This is a genomic window from Achromobacter sp. 413638, assembly GCF_043119405.1.
In the GTDB taxonomy this organism is placed as follows: Bacteria; Pseudomonadota; Gammaproteobacteria; order Burkholderiales; family Burkholderiaceae_B; genus Achromobacter.
In genome coordinates this window covers 1-15,986 of sequence record NZ_JBICCO010000010.1, presented here as the reverse complement: position 1 = coordinate 15,986, position 15,986 = coordinate 1, and the positions used below count along the sequence as shown (strand labels likewise).

The 15,986-nt window shown below is 69.1% G+C and carries 14 protein-coding genes; 6 read left to right on the top strand and 8 right to left on the bottom strand.

What is annotated here, in order from left to right; all coding sequences use genetic code 11:
• Window positions 1-36: 36 nt before the first annotated feature.
• The 4 genes from ACEU5R_RS06275 to gorA form a co-directional block, all read right to left on the bottom strand.
• On the bottom strand, window positions 37-726 hold the full coding sequence (locus tag ACEU5R_RS06275; protein ID WP_392409520.1) for an HAD family hydrolase: 690 nt from the start codon (window positions 724-726) through the stop codon (window positions 37-39).
• On the bottom strand, window positions 723-1,328 hold the full coding sequence (locus tag ACEU5R_RS06270; RefSeq protein WP_103273888.1) for a histidine phosphatase family protein: 606 nt from the start codon (window positions 1,326-1,328) through the stop codon (window positions 723-725). The genes ACEU5R_RS06275 and ACEU5R_RS06270 overlap by 4 nt, the downstream gene beginning before the upstream one ends.
• 173 nt (window positions 1,329-1,501) lie before the next feature.
• Window positions 1,502-2,134 carry a LysE family translocator gene (locus ACEU5R_RS06265; protein WP_103273887.1) on the bottom strand — a complete coding sequence of 211 codons (633 nt, stop codon included), beginning with the start codon at window positions 2,132-2,134 and terminating at the stop codon, window positions 1,502-1,504.
• Window positions 2,135-2,280: 146 nt separating this feature from the next.
• Window positions 2,281-3,636: a glutathione-disulfide reductase gene (gene gorA / locus ACEU5R_RS06260; RefSeq protein ID WP_392409519.1), complete on the bottom strand. Its 1,356-nt coding sequence runs from the start codon at window positions 3,634-3,636 to the stop codon at window positions 2,281-2,283.
• Between the two features lie 271 nt (window positions 3,637-3,907).
• Here gorA and ACEU5R_RS06255 point away from each other — a divergent pair, with 271 nt between their 5' ends.
• Together ACEU5R_RS06255 and ACEU5R_RS06250 are read left to right on the top strand one after the other, a co-directional pair.
• Window positions 3,908-6,190, top strand: a complete 2,283-nt coding sequence (locus ACEU5R_RS06255; protein WP_392409517.1) for a nitric-oxide reductase large subunit — start codon at window positions 3,908-3,910, stop codon at window positions 6,188-6,190.
• 195 nt (window positions 6,191-6,385) lie between these two features.
• Window positions 6,386-7,192, top strand: coding sequence for an SUMF1/EgtB/PvdO family nonheme iron enzyme (locus ACEU5R_RS06250; RefSeq protein ID WP_392409516.1), 807 nt, complete (start codon window positions 6,386-6,388; stop codon window positions 7,190-7,192).
• On the opposite strand, the gene ACEU5R_RS06245 is transcribed toward ACEU5R_RS06250, so the two are convergent.
• Both ACEU5R_RS06245 and ACEU5R_RS06240 read right to left on the bottom strand, forming a co-directional pair.
• Window positions 7,189-7,704, bottom strand: coding sequence for an O-acetyl-ADP-ribose deacetylase (locus ACEU5R_RS06245; RefSeq protein WP_392409575.1), 516 nt, complete (start codon window positions 7,702-7,704; stop codon window positions 7,189-7,191). The genes ACEU5R_RS06250 and ACEU5R_RS06245 overlap by 4 nt on opposite strands.
• Window positions 7,705-8,508: 804 nt before the next feature.
• A complete protein-coding gene (locus ACEU5R_RS06240) occupies window positions 8,509-9,300 on the bottom strand; it encodes a Crp/Fnr family transcriptional regulator (RefSeq protein WP_392409515.1) in 792 nt (263 codons plus the stop codon).
• Window positions 9,301-9,486: 186 nt separating this feature from the next.
• Here ACEU5R_RS06240 and nirK point away from each other — a divergent pair, with 186 nt between their 5' ends.
• The 3 genes from nirK to ACEU5R_RS06225 all read left to right on the top strand — a co-directional run bounded on the left by nirK (window position 9,487) and on the right by ACEU5R_RS06225 (window position 11,684).
• Window positions 9,487-10,569: a copper-containing nitrite reductase gene (nirK, locus tag ACEU5R_RS06235; RefSeq protein ID WP_103273882.1), complete on the top strand. Its 1,083-nt coding sequence runs from the start codon at window positions 9,487-9,489 to the stop codon at window positions 10,567-10,569.
• A 40-nt stretch (window positions 10,570-10,609) separates the two neighbouring features.
• Complete coding sequence (locus ACEU5R_RS06230) at window positions 10,610-10,939, top strand: cytochrome c5 family protein (RefSeq protein WP_103273881.1); 330 nt, start codon at window positions 10,610-10,612, stop codon at window positions 10,937-10,939.
• Window positions 10,940-11,060: 121 nt separating this feature from the next.
• A complete protein-coding gene (locus ACEU5R_RS06225; protein ID WP_103273880.1) occupies window positions 11,061-11,684 on the top strand; it encodes a LysE family translocator in 624 nt (207 codons plus the stop codon).
• A 15-nt stretch (window positions 11,685-11,699) separates the two neighbouring features.
• Here the strand turns inward: ACEU5R_RS06225 and aceE are convergent, their stop codons facing one another.
• A complete protein-coding gene (gene aceE, locus ACEU5R_RS06220) occupies window positions 11,700-14,363 on the bottom strand; it encodes a pyruvate dehydrogenase (acetyl-transferring), homodimeric type (RefSeq protein ID WP_103273879.1) in 2,664 nt (887 codons plus the stop codon).
• Between the two features lie 271 nt (window positions 14,364-14,634).
• On the opposite strand from aceE, the gene ACEU5R_RS06215 reads away from it, so the two are divergent.
• Entirely contained in the window at window positions 14,635-15,093 is a 459-nt protein-coding gene (locus tag ACEU5R_RS06215; RefSeq protein WP_103273878.1) for a MarR family winged helix-turn-helix transcriptional regulator, read from the top strand.
• A 27-nt stretch (window positions 15,094-15,120) separates the two neighbouring features.
• Here ACEU5R_RS06215 and ACEU5R_RS06210 read toward each other — a convergent pair whose 3' ends face one another.
• Complete coding sequence (locus ACEU5R_RS06210) at window positions 15,121-15,831, bottom strand: Crp/Fnr family transcriptional regulator (RefSeq protein WP_392409514.1); 711 nt, start codon at window positions 15,829-15,831, stop codon at window positions 15,121-15,123.
• Window positions 15,832-15,986 lie beyond the last annotated feature (155 nt).

Below are 15,986 nucleotides of genomic sequence, written 5' to 3'. Positions count from 1 at the left end.
GAGGCGCCAAGATGGCGAAAGAGCAGGCGCGCGCCCTCAGCCGGCGCGCGCCGTCATGCGCGGAAAGCGCGCCAGCACGGCGTCCAGCGTCAGGCCGGCCAGGCTGTCGACGTGCGCCAGCGCGCCGCCGCGCTCATGACCCTGCGCCAGTTCGCGCAGATCCGGCCCGACCGCCAGAACATGGCAGCCCGCCGCCAACGCAGAAGCCACGCCGGCGGGCGAATCCTCGATGGCAAGCGCCGCGTCGGCGGCGATATCCAGCCGCTCCAGCGCCAGCCGGTAGGGCTGCGGATCTGGCTTGGGCCGCTCCACGTCTTCGCGCGTGACCCAGGACTGGAACGGCGCATACGCCAGCTGCTCCAGCGCCGTGCGCACGATGGCCGCGTAGGACGATGTCACCAGGGCCGACCGCAAGCCGCGCTGATGCTGCTCGCGCAACAGGCCGCGCACGCCGGGCATCCACGGCACATGCCGCGACAGCGCATCGCGCACGGCGTCGCCCAGGCCGCGCCGCAACTCATCGACCGAGAACCGGACGCCAGTCACCTCGGCCATCACATGGGCCGCCAGCTCCAGGTTGCCGCCCAACAGCCGCCTGCTGGCCGCATCGTTCCAGGGCAGCTTGCGGGCATTGAGGAAGGTGTACTCGCTGCGCCGCCACAACTCGCCGGAATCAACCAGCGTGCCGTCGAAGTCCCACAGCAGCGCGTAGCCGACGGCGCTCATGTGTTCCAGCTCAGCATGACGGGACGCTCGCGTTCCCAACCCAGATGCGCGATGCCCAGCGTGCCCAGCCGGAACAGGGCCGCCTGCGCCGGCTCCAGTCCCAGCCAGCGCGCGGCCACCAACCGGATCAGATGGGCGTGCGCCACGGCCAGCACCCGGCGGTCCGCCGACTGGCGCACGTCGCGGATGAAGCTGTCGACCCGGTGGGTCATGGCGGCCAGCGTCTCGCCATTGGGCACGGGATCGGTCCAGACATGCCAGTGCGGCGCGTCGGCGCGGATCTCGGCGGTGGTCTTGCCTTCGTAGTCGCCGTAGTCGCGCTCGACCAGCCGCAGGTCCAGCGTCACCTCGCCCAGGGCCAGCAGCTCGGCCGTGCTGCGGGCGCGCTGCAAGGGGCTGGACACGATGCGGTCGTAGTTGCCCTGTGCCAGCCGGGGTCCCAACGCGCGGGCGGATGCCTGGCCGTCGGCGGTCAGGGCCAGGTCGGTCAGACCGGCATAGCGGCCAAGGCGGCTCCATTCGGTTTCACCGTGACGCAGCAGCACCAGCTCAACCTGGCGCGGACCGGGTGATGTTGAATTAGGGCCTGAGGGATGCCTCATGGGGAATGCCGCCTCGATCTGACGTGGTCGCAGGCGCGGGACGCGCCTGCAATGGGACGATCGTAGCAACGGCCGCCCACGTCCGGGTCGACATTTTTTGCGAATCATTGGTGAGCTTTCATCACCACTGACACACGCACCGCGAGCGCGCCGGGCGCGCGCCGCGACATGGATCAGCGCCGCGACTCCAGCGCCATCCGCACGGCCAGGCCGGCCAGCACGGTGCCCATCAGCCAGCGCTGCGCCACCATCCACAGCGGCCGGCCGGCGAGAAAGCCGGCGATGGAGCCCGCCATCAGCGCGATCAGCGCGTTCACCGACAGGCTGACCGCGACCTGGGTCATGCCCAACGCCAGCGACTGCGTCAGCACGCTGCCGTGATCGGGCTGGATGAACTGCGGCAGCAGCGACACGTACATGACGGCGATCTTGGGGTTGAGCAGATTGGTCACCAGCCCCATGGTGAACAACGTGCGCGGCGAGCTGCGCGGCAGCTCGCGCACCTGGAACGGCGAACGGCCGCCAGGCCTGACGGCCTGCCAGGCCATGTAGAGCAGGTACAGCGCGCCGGCGTAGCGCAGCGCGTCGTAGGCATAAGGCACCGCCATCAGCAACGCCGTGATGCCGAAGGCCGCGCAGCCCACGTAAAAGATGAAGCCCACGGCCACGCCCGCCAGGGAGATCAACCCGGCCTTGGGGCCCTGGGAGATCGAACGCGACACCAGATAGATCATGTTGGGGCCGGGCGTGAGCACCATGCCCAGCGCCACCAGGGCGAAGGTCAGGAGGTTGGAGGAATCGGGCATGGCGGATGGCGGCGGGCGCGTGAGATCAGGAAGCGCCGACGATATCGGAAATCTGTATCGGAACAGGCGTTTTTTCTGGCCTGCCCGGGCTCGCCTGGCGGCCAGCCCGTCGGCCTTGTCACCCGCCGTTGGCTGGCCCGATTCCGCTACGCCACCGCCGTGCGCATCGTCACGAATTCCTCGGCAGCGGTCGGATGGATGCCGATGGTGTCGTCGAACACCTGCTTGGTCGCCCCGGCCTTGAGCGCCACGGCCATGCCCTGCACGATCTCGCCGGCATCGGGCCCGACCATGTGCACGCCCAGCACGCGATCCGTCTTCGCGTCCACCACCAGCTTCATCAGCGTCTTTTCCTGCGACTCGGTCAACGTCAGCTTCATCGGCCGGAAGCGGCTTTCATACAGCTTGACCTCGTGGCCGGCCTCGCCGGCCTGCTCGGTGGTCAGGCCGACCGTGCCGATGTTGGGCAGGCTGAACACCGCCGTCGGGATCAGCGCATAGTCGACCTTGCGGTACTCGGCGGGACGGAACAGGCGGCGCGCCACGGCCATGCCCTCGGCCAGCGCCACCGGCGTGAGCGGCACGCGGCCGATCACGTCGCCGATGGCCAGGATGGACGGCTCGGCCGTGCGGAATTCGTCGTCCACTTCGATGAAGCCGTTCTTGCCGATCTTGACCGCCGTGTTCTCCAGGCCCAGCTTGTCCAGCATGGCGCGCCGGCCGGTGGCGAAGAACACGCAGTCGGTCTCGACCACCGAGCCGTCTTCCAGCGTGGCGGCCAGCGTGCCGTCGGCGCGCTTGTCGATGCGGGCGACATTGGCGTTGAAGCGCAGGTCGATGCCCTTCTTGGTCAGCTCGTCGCGCAGGTGCTCGCGCACGCCCTGATCGAAGCCGCGCAGGAACATGGGGCCGCGATAGATCTGCGTGGTCCGCGCGCCCATGCCGTTGAAGATGGAGGCGAATTCCACGGCGATGTAGCCGCCGCCCACCACCAGCACGCGGCGCGGCAGCGCTTCCAGGAAAAAAGCCTCGTTGGACGTGATGGCGTGTTCCTTGCCGGGGATGTCCGGCACCTGCGGCCAGCCGCCGGTCGCCACCAGGATGTGCTCGGCCGTGTGCGTCTGGCCGTTGATCTCGACGGTGTGCGGATCCGTGATGCGCGCATGGCCCTCCAGCAACGTCACGCCGCTGTTGACCAGCAGGTTGCGATAGATGCCGTTCAGGCGCTCGATCTCGCGGTTCTTGTTGGCGATCAGCGCGGGCCAGTCGAAGGACGGCTCGCCCGTGGTCCAGCCAAAGCCGCCGGCCTGCTCGAAGTCTTCGCTGTAGTGGGCGCCGTAGACCAGCAGCTTCTTGGGCACGCAGCCCACGTTGACGCAGGTGCCGCCCAGGTAGCGGCTTTCCGCCACCGCCACGCGCGCGCCGAAGCCGGCCGCGAAACGGGCCGCGCGCACGCCGCCGGAACCGGCGCCAATCACAAACAGGTCGAAATCGAATGCCATGGTGTCCTCTGCGCGGCCCCCGCGAGGGCCGCTGTCACTGTCAGGGAAAAGCCGTATTTTGCACCAGTCGCCATCCGGCCCCTCCGAAACGGCGCGAACGTCCTCCTGGTGGTGAAAAACACCGTTCCAGGGTAATCCGAACCCATGTCGGCCAGGGTAAGAATCACCCTTCCCTCCACAAGCCCCTGATTTTCCGCGTTCTTTTTTCTGGCACGGAATTCGCGTCTGTCCCTGCACCCATCAACTGCAACATCTGGAGGGTGTACCCGAAATGGGCCCATACCGAAAACTATGGTTCACGCTGATCGCCGTGCTGGCGGTCACTTTCTCGCTGCTCGGCTTCTACGGCGGCGAGGTCTACCGACAGGCGCCGCCCATCCCGCAGGCCGTGGTCGCGGCCGACGGGCAACGCCTGTTCGGCCGCGACGACATCCTGGACGGGCAGACCGCCTGGCAGTCGGTGGGCGGCATGCAGCTGGGCTCGGTCTGGGGCCACGGCGCCTACCAGGCGCCGGACTGGACGGCCGACTGGCTGCACCGCGAGCTGGGCGCCTGGCTGGACCTGGCGGCGCGCGAGGCGCACGGCCAGCCCTACGCCGAACTGCCCGCGCCGGCCCAGGCGGCGCTGCGCGAAACCCTCAAGGCCGAGTACCGTGGCAACCGCGTCAACGCGGACGAGGTGCTGACGGTCAGCGCGCGCCGCGCGCGGGCCATCGCCCAGACCGCCGCTTACTATGACCAGCTGTTTTCCGATGCGCCGGCGCTGCACACAAGCCGCGAGCATTTCGCGATGAAGGAAAACACCCTGCCCGACGCCGGCCGCCGCGAGCAGCTGACGCGCTTCTTCTTCTGGACCGCCTGGGCCGCCGCCACCGAGCGCGAGGGCGCCAAGGTCACCTACACCAACAATTGGCCGCACGAGCCGCTGATCGGCAACGTGCCCAGCAGCGAGAACGTGATGTGGTCCATCATCAGCGTGGTGGTGCTACTGGCCGGCATCGGCCTGCTCATCTGGGCCTGGGCCTTCCTGCGCGGCAAGGAGGAAGACGAGCCCGAGGCGCCCAGGCAGGATCCGCTGAGCACCTTCGCGCTGACCCCGTCGCAGCGCGCGCTGGGCAAGTACCTGTTCCTGGTGGTGGCGCTGTTCGGCCTGCAAGTGCTGCTGGGCGCCTTCACCGCGCACTACACGGTGGAGGGCCAGAAGTTCTACGGCCTGGACCTGTCGCAGTGGTTCCCGTATTCGCTGGTGCGCACCTGGCACATCCAGAGCGCGCTGTTCTGGATCGCCACGGGCTTCCTGGCCGCCGGCCTGTTCCTGGCGCCGCTGATCAACGGCGGGCGCGATCCCAAGTTCCAGAAGATCGGGGTGGACATCCTGTTCTGGGCGCTGGTGGTCGTGGTGGTCGGCTCGTTCACCGGCAACTATCTGGCGATCGCGCAGATCATGCCGCCCGAGCTGAATTTCTGGCTGGGCCACCAGGGCTATGAATACGTGGACCTGGGCCGGCTGTGGCAGATCGGCAAGTTCACCGGCATCTGCTTCTGGCTGGTGCTGATGCTGCGCGGCATCGTGCCCGCGCTGCGCCAGCCCGGCGGCGACAAGAACCTGCTGGCGCTCCTGACCGCCTCGGTCGGCGCCATCGGCCTGTTCTACGGCGCCGGCTTCTTCTACGGCGAACGCACCCACCTGACCGTGATGGAGTACTGGCGCTGGTGGATCGTGCACCTGTGGGTGGAAGGCTTCTTCGAGGTCTTCGCCACCACCGCGCTGGCCTTCATCTTCTCGACGCTGGGACTGGTGTCGCGGCGCATGGCCACCACGGCCAGCCTGGCCTCGGCCTCGCTATTCATGCTGGGCGGCATCCCCGGCACCTTCCACCACCAGTACTTCGCCGGCACCACCACGCCGGTCATGGCCATCGGCGCCAGCTTCTCGGCGCTGGAAGTGGTGCCGCTGATCGTGCTGGGCCACGAGGCCTGGGAGAACTGGCGCCTGAAGACCCGCGCGCCCTGGATGGCCGACCTGAAGTGGCCGCTGATGTGCTTCGTGGCGGTGGCCTTCTGGAACATGCTGGGCGCGGGCGTGTTCGGCTTCATGATCAACCCGCCGATCTCGCTGTACTACATCCAGGGCCTGAACACCACGCCGGTCCACGCGCACGCGGCCCTGTTCGGCGTGTACGGTTTCCTGGCGCTGGGCTTCACGCTGCTGGTGCTGCGCTACATCCGACCGCAATACGCGCTGAATCCCGGCCTGATGAAACTGGGCTTCTGGGGCCTGAACATCGGCCTGGCGCTGATGATCTTCACCAGCCTGCTGCCGGCCGGACTGATCCAGTTCCACGCCAGCGTCAGCGAAGGCATGTGGTACGCGCGCAGCGAAGCCTTCATGCAGCAGGACATCCTGAAAGCCCTGCGCTGGGGCCGCACCTTCGGCGACGTGGTGTTCCTGCTGGGCGCGCTGGCGCTGGTGGCGCAGGTGATCCTGGGCCTGGCCAGCGGCAAGCCGGCCGCGCCCAAGCCCGGCCTGCAGACCCGTCCGGCGCGCGGCTGACGCCGGAACCGGCGGCGACACGCAAGCCGCCGACCCCGCCGAGGACATGGTCCCCGGCGGGGCCTTTGCGTTTCCGGCGCGGGCGTTGCCCTGCCTGCGCCAACTTGCGCCAGCGCAAAGAGGCCGGACCCGCCACCGGGTCCAATATCCGCATGCGCCGGAGCCTGCCGGCTCCGGGCGTCGAGGAGCTTACGCATGCACGCCCGCCCGCTGGTCCTGGCCTTGCTGTTGTCGCTGTCCGCCTGCGGCGGCGACCGGTCCCGCGCCCCCCTGCCCCCGATGAGCCGGCTGCCGCCGGGCGAGGTCTCGTACACGCCGCCCGGCGAGGCGCTGCGCAAGGGCTATCCGGTGGCGCCCGCGCCGCTGACGGCGCGCTTTCCGAACGGCCTTGCCATCATGACGCGCCAGGTCAGCCAGGCCGAGTACGCGGCCTGCGTGCGCGCCGGCGGCTGCAGGACGCCCGACCCCGCGCAGCGCGGCGCCACGGCGCCGGACATGCCGGCCGCCGGGATCAGCTGGAGCGACGCCTCCGCCTATGCCGCCTGGCTCTCGGCCGCCACCGGCCGCCAGCTGCGGTTGCCGACCTATGCGGAATGGGTCTACGCGGCCGGCCCGGCGTTCATCGATGATGCGCTCGCCCCGTCAGCCGACGACGGCGATCCGGCGCAGCGCTGGCTGGCCGAATACGACCAGCAGGCGCGGCGCGCGCAGGCGGGTGAGTCCGTCGAGCTGCGACCCTTCGGCGGCCACGGCGCCAATCCGGCCGGATTGCAGGACATGGCCGGCAGCGTGTGGGACTGGACCAGCGACTGCCACACGCGCCGCGTGCTGGACGCGGCGCCCGGCGAGGCCGGACAGGAGGCGGGCAACTGCGGCATCCGCGTGGCCGCCGGCCGGCATATCGCCTATCTGCCGGACTTCATCCGCGACCCCAAGAGCGGAGCCTGCTCGGTGGGCCTGCCGCCCGCCAACCTGGGCCTGCGGCTGGTGCTGGCGGACTAGGGCTGGCGCATGCCGGACAGCAACTGCCGGTACAACCTCGCATCCTCGTCGTCGTAGCAACAGAACACCACGCGGCGCAGCGACGATCCCTCGCTTTCCTGCATGGCCTGCCGGACCGCGGCCACCGCGATGGCCGCGGCCTCTTTCCTGGGGTAGCCATATACGCCCGTGCTGATGGCGGGAAACGCGATCGAGCCCAGGCCCTTTTTCACGGCCAGGCGTATGGACTCGCGGTAGCAGGAAGCCAGCTTCGCCGCCTCGTTGTTCCCGCCGCCCTGCCACACCGGCCCCACCGTATGGATCACGTGACGAGCCGGCAGCCGGTGGCCGGCGGTGATCTTGGCCCGGCCGACCTCGCAGCCGCCCAGCTTGGCGCACTCGGCCAGCAAACCCGGCCCCGCCGCCTGGTGTATCGCGCCGTCCACGCCGCCCCCGCCCAGCAACGAAGGCTTGGCGGCATTGACGATCGCATCGACGTTCATCCTGGTGATGTCGCCGGTGACATGCTCCATCACCGGCGCGGGCAGGCCCGGACGGGAAGCGGCGTCCAGCGGGACGCCGGACGGCGGCATGACGGACCCGCCATCCTGCGGCGACGCGGATCGCGCGCCGCCGGCGGGCCTGCCGCCAGCGGCCGCGCCGGCTGGAACCGGCCGCGACACCTGATCGTTCAACAAGCCCAGCCAACTCTGTTGCTGCCGAGGCAGCGGCTCCCTGAGCACGCGCGCGATTCCCGCGGCCACGGCGCTGCGGTCCCAGGACTGGAACTCCGAAATCAACCGGACCATGGCTGCTTCCTTCATCGCCGGCGTTGCGCCCGTGCGTTCCAGCCTGGCCCAGGCGTTGCGCAGCTGCCGGCGATAGTCCTCGCCCCGCTTGTCCTTCAGCGCGCAGCCGGTCAGGCATCCCAGCAGGTTCGCCATGTGGCGGTCGACAGCGCAGCGCTGCCCCTGGTCGCGCAACGCCACCCGACGCGCGGGGCTCATCGACAGCCGGCACGTCAACGCCGTCAACGCCGCCCTGACGGAACACAGGAACTTGCGCATGCCGCTCAACCTGGGGCCCGCGGCGGTCGCATCGGGTGGGGCGTACTGCACATTGCCGAACTTGCCGAGCGGCGCGGCTCGCGGGCTCAGGACGCGCTCGGCCTTCCACTTCTGCTTTTGCAGCGCTGAGTCATATAGGGAAATCATGCCGTCTCCACGGGGTGGTTTTCATCCACGCCATGAGTAACCGGCCGGCCGGCGCGGGTTCCTGGCCCGCGCGCCCTCACTCCCCGCCGCCGCCCGGTCCCGCGAGGCGGAAGCAACGGCGAATCAGCCCGACAGCGCGTGCGCCCCGACCCTCTGCGCACCGTCCGCCGGCGGTCCATCGATACAGGACAGGCAGCCCGCGCAGTCGCGCAGCCCGGCCGGCGCCGCCGACGACAGCCGCGCCAGCGCCGCCGGCGAGCGCAGCACCACGCGCTTGCGGCCGCAGTCGACGATGCCGCGCTGCTTCCAGTCGTTGAGCAGCCGGCTGACCGTGTGCAGCGTGGTGCCGGTCAGCTCGGCGATGTCCTGCCGCGTGATCGGAAAGCCGATGCCGATGCCGTCGGCCACCGGCTGGCCCGACTGCTCGAACAGGCGCAGCATGGCGCGCGCCACGCGCTGCTCGACTTCGTCGGTCGACAGTTCCTGGATGCGCAGATGCGCGTCCTGCAGCCGCCGGCCCATGGTCTGCAGCGCGGCGGCGTTGAGCCGGGGATGGCTGGCGGCGAATTCATCCCAGGCCGCCGCCGGCCAGGCCAGGCAGACGCTTTCCTGCACCGCCACCACCGACGCCGGATAACAGGCCTGGCGCATGGCCCGCGCCAGCCCGAACAGATCGCCCGGATTGACGTAGCGCACCAGCACCTGTTCGCCGTCCGGCGTGACCTGCGTCACCTTCAGGCAGCCGTGCAGCAGCACGAAGAAATGCGCGGCCGGCTCGCCCTGATGGAACGCCGCCGTCCCCGCGTCCAGCCGGCAAGGCTGGGCGCCGAGCAAGGCGGCCTGCAATTCCGCATCGGACAAGGGCCGGAACAGGTCCAGGTTGCGCAGGAGGGCATGGCACAAGGGCGTGGGCATCGCGGTCCGTCCGGGTCGAGGTGGGCACGGTTCCATGGTGGCATCGCCCCCCTGCGCTGGCAATGCGCGCCCGGGCGCGTCCTGCCCCGCAGTTTGCGCTACAGCAAAGAAGGGGCGGCCCGCGTGGCCTTCAATGAAAGCGCCGGCTCGAACGGCTGTTGAGGAAACCGAAAACAGGAGTTGCACATGAAAGTCTTCCGCCCCACTTTGCTTGCCGCGGCCCTGATCGTCACGCTGCCCGCCAGCCTGGCGCATGCCCAGAACGCCGACCAGCTGCCCCGCGCCAAGGTCGCCCTGGTCGCCCCGCCGCAAGTCCACCCGCATGAGCAGGTGGCCAAAGGCGGCCCCAAGGTGGTCGAGTTCACCATGACCATCGAGGAAAAGAAGATGGTGATCGACGACAAGGGCACCACGCTGCAGGCCATGACCTTCGACGGCTCCATGCCCGGCCCCACGCTGGTGGTGCACGAGGGCGACTATGTGGAACTGACCCTGGTCAACCCCGCCACCAACGCCATGCCGCACAACGTCGACTTCCACGCCGCCACCGGCGCGCTGGGCGGCGCCAAGCTGACCAACGTCAACCCCGGCGAACAGGCCACGCTGCGCTTCAAGGCCGATCGCAGCGGCACCTTCGTCTACCACTGCGCGCCCGAGGGCATGGTGCCCTGGCACGTCGTGTCCGGCATGAGCGGCACGCTGATGGTGCTGCCCCGCGACGGCCTGAAGGATCCCGACGGCAAGCCGCTGCGCTACGACCGCGTCTACACCATCGGCGAGTTCGACCTCTACATCCCCAAGGACGAAAAGGGCAAATACAAGGACTACAAGACCCTGGCCGAAAGCTATGGCGACACGGTGGAAGTCATGCGCAAGCTGACACCGTCCCACATCGTCTTCAACGGCAAGGTCGGCGCGCTGACCGGCGCCAACGCGCTCACGGCCAAGGTCGGCGAGACCGTGCTGCTGATCCATTCGCAGGCCAACCGCGACACGCGCCCGCATCTGATCGGCGGCCACGGCGACTGGGTCTGGGAAACCGGCAAGTTCGGCAACCCGCCGCAAAAGAACCTGGAAACCTGGTTCATCCGCGGCGGCTCGGCGGGCGCGGCGCTCTATACCTTCAAGCAGCCGGGCGTGTACGCCTACCTGAACCACAACCTGATCGAGGCCTTCGAGCTGGGCGCGGCCGGGCACATCAAGGTCGAGGGCAAGTGGAACGACGATCTGATGAAGCAGATCAAGGCGCCCGGCCCGATCCCGCGCTGAGCCGCGCCCGCCCCGCAACCGCCCTTCGAGGACCGATGCCATGACCCAAGCAGCAAGACTCGTCCTGTTGGCCGTGCTGGCCGCCCTGCCCGTGGCGTCGGCCCGGGCGGACGCCACTGCACAGACCGTCAACCCCGCCGGTGAAAAACTCTACAAGTCCGCTTGTGTGGTGTGCCACGCGTCCGGCGTGGCCAATGCGCCCAAGCTGGGAGACCGCCAGGTCTGGGCGCCCTACGCCGCCCGGGGCGCCGACGCGCTGCTGGCCACGGTGCTCACGGGCAAGGGCGCCATGCCGCCGCGCGGCGGCTCCTCGGCGGACGAGGCGACCCTGCGCGCGGCCGTGGAGTACATGCTAAGCTCGGCGCGCTGATCCCGCACAGGCGCGGACGCCCAGGCGGCGGCCTTTCCCGGCGGGGCCTGAACCGCGTTGCGGGCCTGCGCCCGCCGCCCTGACCACGAACCCTCGCGGTCGCCTTCCCGGAGTCCCCGTCATGCCTCTCGAAACCTGGCTGGCCTTCCTGGGCGCCTCGGCCCTGCTGCTGGTGCTGCCCGGCCCCACCATTCTCACCGTCATCAGCTATTCCATCACGCACGGCCGGCGCGCCCGCCTGCCGCTGGTGCTGGCCGTGGCGCTGGGCGATTCCACCGCGCTGCTTTTGTCTCTGGTCGGCCTGGGCGCGCTGCTGTCGGCCTCGGCGTTCTGGTTCACCGTGGTCAAGACCGTGGGCGGTCTGTACCTGCTGTACCTGGGCTTCAAGCTGCTGCGCGCCGGCGTGGCGCCGGCCACGCTGCCCCAGGCGGGCGAGGCGGGATCGCGCTGGAAGCTCTTTGCCAACACCTATCTGGTGACGGCGCTGAATCCCAAGGGCATCATCTTCTTCGTCGCCTTCCTGCCGCAGTTCATCGACCCGGCCGGCGACACGGTGCGCCAGATGTGGATCCTGTCGGCCACCTTCGTGACCTGCGCCGGCCTGAACGCCGCCGCCTACGCGCTGTTCGCCGGCCAGGCGCGCCGCCTGCTGGCCTCGCCGCGCGCGCAGCGCGGCTTCAACCTGGGCGGCGGCGCGCTGCTATCGGCCGCCGGCGTCTGGGCGCTGCTGGCGCGGCGGGCCTGAGGCCCGCCGTACCCGTCAGGGCAAGGCCGCCGACACGGCCTCGGGATCGATGCCGTAGCGCTGGATGGCGTCCGCCGCCAGCTCCCTCGGCACCACGCCGTCGTCGGCCAGCGCCTTCAGGGCCGCCAACGCGATGTGGTGGCGGTCCACCTCGAAGAACGCACGCAGCGCCTGGCGCGTGTCCGAGCGGCCGAAGCCGTCGGTGCCCAGCGTGACGTAGCGCCGCCCCGCCGTGAAGGGGCGGATCTGCTCGGCCACCGTCTTCATATAGTCGGTCGCCGCCACCACCGGTCCCTGGGTCGCGGCCAGGCAGGTTTCGGCATGGCCGCGCCGCGCGTCCTGCAACGGATGCAGGCGGCTCCAGCGTTCGCATTCCTGGCCCTCGCGCCGCAGCTCGGTGTAGCTGGTGACGCTCCAGACATCGGCCTGCACGCCGAAGTCCTGCGCCAGCAGGTCGGCCGCCGCCATCGCCTCGCGCAGGATCGCGCCGCTGCCCAGCAGCTGCACCCGCGTCTCGCCCGACCCGCCCTCGCGCACACGATGCATGCCCTTCAGGATGCCTTCCTCGGCGCCTTCTGGCATGGCCGGGTGCTCGGTCTTTTCGTTGATCAGGGTCAGGTAGTAGAAGACGTCTTCCTGTTCCTGGTACATGCGCCGCATGCCGTCCTGCACGATCACCGCGATCTCGTAGGCATAGGCCGGATCGTAGGCGCGACACGACGGGATCACCGAGGCCAGCACGTGGCTGTGGCCGTCGTCGTGCTGCAGGCCCTCGCCTTCCAGCGTGGTGCGGCCCGAGGTCGCGCCCAGGAGGAAACCGCGCGCGCGGATGTCGCCGGCGGCCCAGGCCAGATCGCCCACGCGCTGGAAGCCGAACATCGAATAGAAGATATAGAACGGGATCGTCGCCAGCCCATGCGTGCTGTGCGCCGTGGCGGCCGCGATCCAGGATGCCATGGCGCCGGACTCGTTGATGCCTTCCTGCAGGATCTGCCCCTGGCGGTCCTCGCGGTAGACATTGAGCTGGTCGGCGTCCTGCGGCGTGTACAGCTGGCCCACGTGCGAATAGATGCCGACCTGGCGGAACATGGCGTCCATGCCGAAGGTGCGCGATTCGTCGGGCACGATGGGCACCACGCGCTTGCCGATGCCGGGATCCTTCAGCAGCTGGCCCAGCAGCCGCACGAAGGCCAGCGTGGTCGAGAACTCGCGGCCCTCGCTGCTCTTGAGCAACGAGGCGAAGGCCTCCAGCGGCGGCGTGGCCAGCGGGCCGGGGCCGGCCGGACGGCGCGGCAGATGGCCGCCCGCGCGCTGGATGGCCGCGTCGAAATAGGCCTGCTCGGCGCTGCCCGGCGCCGGCTTGATGTACGGAATCTGCTCCAGCTGATCGTCGGGCACCGGGATGGAGAAGCGGTCGCGGAACGCGCGCACGGCCGGATCCGCCATCTTCTTCTGCTGGTGGTTGGTGTTGGCCGCCTCGCCGGCCGCGCCCATGCCGTAGCCCTTGACCGTCTTGGCCAGGATGACGGTGGGCCTGCCGGTATGGCGCAGCGCGGCTGCATAGGCCGCGTATACCTTGGCCGGATCGTGGCCGCCGCGATGCAGCGCGCCGATCTGCTCGTCGCTCAGGTGCGCCACGCGCTCCAGCAGCACCGGATCCGCGCCGAAGAAATGCTCGCGCACATAGGCGCCGCCGCGCGCCTTGAACACCTGGTACTCGCCGTCCACGCACTCCATCATGCGGCGGCGCAGACGGCCGTCATGGTCCTGGGCCAGCAGCGCGTCCCAGTCGCCGCCCCAGACCACCTTGATCACGTTCCAGCCGGCGCCGCGATACACGCTTTCCAGCTCCTGCATGATCTTGGCGTTGCCGCGCACCGGACCGTCCAGGCGCTGCAGGTTGCAATTGACCACGAAGATCAGGTTGTCGAGCTTCTCGCGGCCGGCCATGGCCACGGCGGCCAGCGTCTCGGGCTGGTCCTGCTCGCCGTCGCCCAGGAATCCCCAGACCTTGCGGCCCTGCGCGGGAATCAGCTCGCGGTCTTCCAGGTAGCGCATGTAGCGCGCCTGGTAGGCGGCCATCAACGGGCCCAGGCCCATCGACACGGTCGGGAACTGCCAGAAGCCCGGCATGGTGCGCGGGTGCGGATACGAGGCCAGCCCGCCGCCGCCGATCTCGCGGCGGAAGCGGTCCAGCTCGTCTTCCGACAAGCGGCCTTCCAGGTAGGCGCGCGCGTAGATGCCGGGCGCCGAATGGCCCTGGATGTACAGCATGTCGCCCAGGAACTCGGGCGTGGCGGCGCGGAAGAAATGGCGGTAGCCGGTTTCATACAGCGTGGTCGCCGACGCATAGGTGGCGATGTGCCCGCCCACGCCCGAGGTCTTGCCGGCGCGCAGCACCATGGCCATGGCGTTCCAGCGCAGATAGGCGTCCAGCCGCAGCTCCAGGCTGGTGTCGCCGGGGAAGGCATCCTGGGCCGAGACCGGAATCGTGTTGATGTAGGGCGTGGTGTTGGGCGCGGCGTAGCGGCCCGCGCCAGCGCGGTCCTGGTCGATCAGCTGATCCAGCAGGTAGTGCGCGCGCGGCCGGCCTTCGTGCGCGACCACGGCCTGCATCGCGTCCAGCCATTCGCGGGTTTCCTGGGGATCGAGGTCCGTGGGTTCCAGCGGCATGTCCATGTGTGTCCTCCATGTCGGGCGCGAGCAAGGCGCCGGACCGGGGTCCGTCATCGCCATTTCGCATTGTGAATTGCAATTGCATTATGTGCAATTGCAATCGTAGGAGGACTTCTAAACAATTGCAAGTGCAATTATTTGACGATTCGAATCCGACGCGCGGGCGCGCGCTGCCCTATACGCGCGATGCGCGCATGCGAATGCGGCGCCAATGCATCGCCGCCTTTACAATCCGGGCTGCACATTCCCACCGATGAATCAAGGAGCCGACCGCATGGCCACAGGCAAGCCCGATGCCTGGAGCCTCTTCCTGACTGCGCATGCGCTGGTGGTGGAAGAGATAGAAAAGCGACTGTCCGCCGCGGACCTGCCGCCGCTGGCCTGGTACGACGCGCTGTGGGCGCTGGAACGCGCGCCGGAAGGCACGGCGCGCATGTACGAAATGGCCGAGCGCATGGTGATCGCGCGCTACAACCTGACGCGCCTGATGGACCGCATCGAAGCCGCCGGCCTGGTCGAGCGCTTCCGCTCGGAAGAAGACCGCCGCGCCACCTACGCGCGGCTCACGCCCAAGGGCCGCGCGCTGCGCCGCGAGATGTGGAAGGTATACGGACCGGCCATCGACGAGCTGTTCCTGTCGCAGTTGCCCGAAGCGCAGCAGGACGCCATGGCCGAGCAATTCCGCCATATCGCGCGCCATGTGCGCGCGCTGTCACGTTCAAAGGCCGGCTGAGCGCCGGCGCCCTGCTCCGGCCTCCTCCTACAACTGATCCAGCCCGTAGCGCCGCAGCCGGTCCAGGTCCAGCACCTTGATCTGGTTGTAGGCCAGCGCCAGCACGCCCTGGTCGGTCAGCGCCTGCAATGCCTGGTTCACGCGCTGGCGCGACAGGCCGGTCAGATAGCCCAGCTCTTCCTGCGAGATCGTCAGCGTCAGATCGGTGGACGGATACAGCTGCGGATTGAACAGCTGCGCCAGCGACTGCGCCACGCGCGCGTCGGCGTCCAGCAGCCGGTGGTTCTGGATCGACGCGATGAATTCGCCCATGCGGTCGTTCAGCTGGCTGATGACGAAGTGCGAGAACGGCAGGCTGGCCGCCAGCAGCGCGTGAAACGTGGCGGCCGGCACCAGCATGACCAGCGAAGGCTGGATCGCCACCACGTCGTACTTGCGCAGCTCGCGCTTGATCACGCTGCCCTCCCCGAACCAGCCGCCGCGCGGCACGCCGGAGAACGTGCAGCTGCGGCCCGACTCGTTATAGATGGCGAGCTTCAACAGCCCGCTGTGCACGCCCAGCCAGTGATCCGACGGCGCGTTGCGCCGCGCGATCCAGGCGCCGCCCTGCACATGCTCGGCGCGCGACGTGGCCAGCACCAGCTGCTGGTGCGCGGGGTCGAGCGCGCCGAACCAGGCGCAATTCCCGAAGAGCCTTGCAAGTTCTTCAGGGGAAACAATGTTTGAAACATCGGACATGGGAAGAACCGTGTAAAACTGGAGGTTTCCGCGCCGGCGGGCAGTCTGTCATGCAGGCGACAGACGCCATTTTCCGGCGGCCGATAAGCTAGGGCCTGTTGACACTGAAAATGGCCTCGCACAGGCGGGAAATCGGGAGTCAGGCTAGGCGCGGC

Excerpts from the sequence above, each read along its gene's own strand:
- ACEU5R_RS06275 (WP_392409520.1), bottom strand. The coding sequence starts at position 726 with ATGAGCGCCGTCGGCTACGCGCTGCTGTGGGACTTCGACGGCACGCTG.
- ACEU5R_RS06270 (WP_103273888.1), bottom strand. The coding sequence starts at position 1,328 with ATGAGGCATCCCTCAGGCCCTAATTCAACATCACCCGGTCCGCGCCAG.
- ACEU5R_RS06265 (WP_103273887.1), bottom strand. The coding sequence starts at position 2,134 with ATGCCCGATTCCTCCAACCTCCTGACCTTCGCCCTGGTGGCGCTGGGC.
- gorA (WP_392409519.1), bottom strand. The coding sequence starts at position 3,636 with ATGGCATTCGATTTCGACCTGTTTGTGATTGGCGCCGGTTCCGGCGGC.
- ACEU5R_RS06255 (WP_392409517.1), top strand. The coding sequence starts at position 3,908 with ATGGGCCCATACCGAAAACTATGGTTCACGCTGATCGCCGTGCTGGCG.
- ACEU5R_RS06250 (WP_392409516.1), top strand. The coding sequence starts at position 6,386 with ATGCACGCCCGCCCGCTGGTCCTGGCCTTGCTGTTGTCGCTGTCCGCC.
- ACEU5R_RS06245 (WP_392409575.1), bottom strand. The coding sequence starts at position 7,704 with ATGGAGCATGTCACCGGCGACATCACCAGGATGAACGTCGATGCGATC.
- ACEU5R_RS06240 (WP_392409515.1), bottom strand. The coding sequence starts at position 9,300 with ATGCCCACGCCCTTGTGCCATGCCCTCCTGCGCAACCTGGACCTGTTC.
- nirK (WP_103273882.1), top strand. The coding sequence starts at position 9,487 with ATGAAAGTCTTCCGCCCCACTTTGCTTGCCGCGGCCCTGATCGTCACG.
- ACEU5R_RS06230 (WP_103273881.1), top strand. The coding sequence starts at position 10,610 with ATGACCCAAGCAGCAAGACTCGTCCTGTTGGCCGTGCTGGCCGCCCTG.
- ACEU5R_RS06225 (WP_103273880.1), top strand. The coding sequence starts at position 11,061 with ATGCCTCTCGAAACCTGGCTGGCCTTCCTGGGCGCCTCGGCCCTGCTG.
- aceE (WP_103273879.1), bottom strand. The coding sequence starts at position 14,363 with ATGGACATGCCGCTGGAACCCACGGACCTCGATCCCCAGGAAACCCGC.
- ACEU5R_RS06215 (WP_103273878.1), top strand. The coding sequence starts at position 14,635 with ATGGCCACAGGCAAGCCCGATGCCTGGAGCCTCTTCCTGACTGCGCAT.
- ACEU5R_RS06210 (WP_392409514.1), bottom strand. The coding sequence starts at position 15,831 with ATGTCCGATGTTTCAAACATTGTTTCCCCTGAAGAACTTGCAAGGCTC.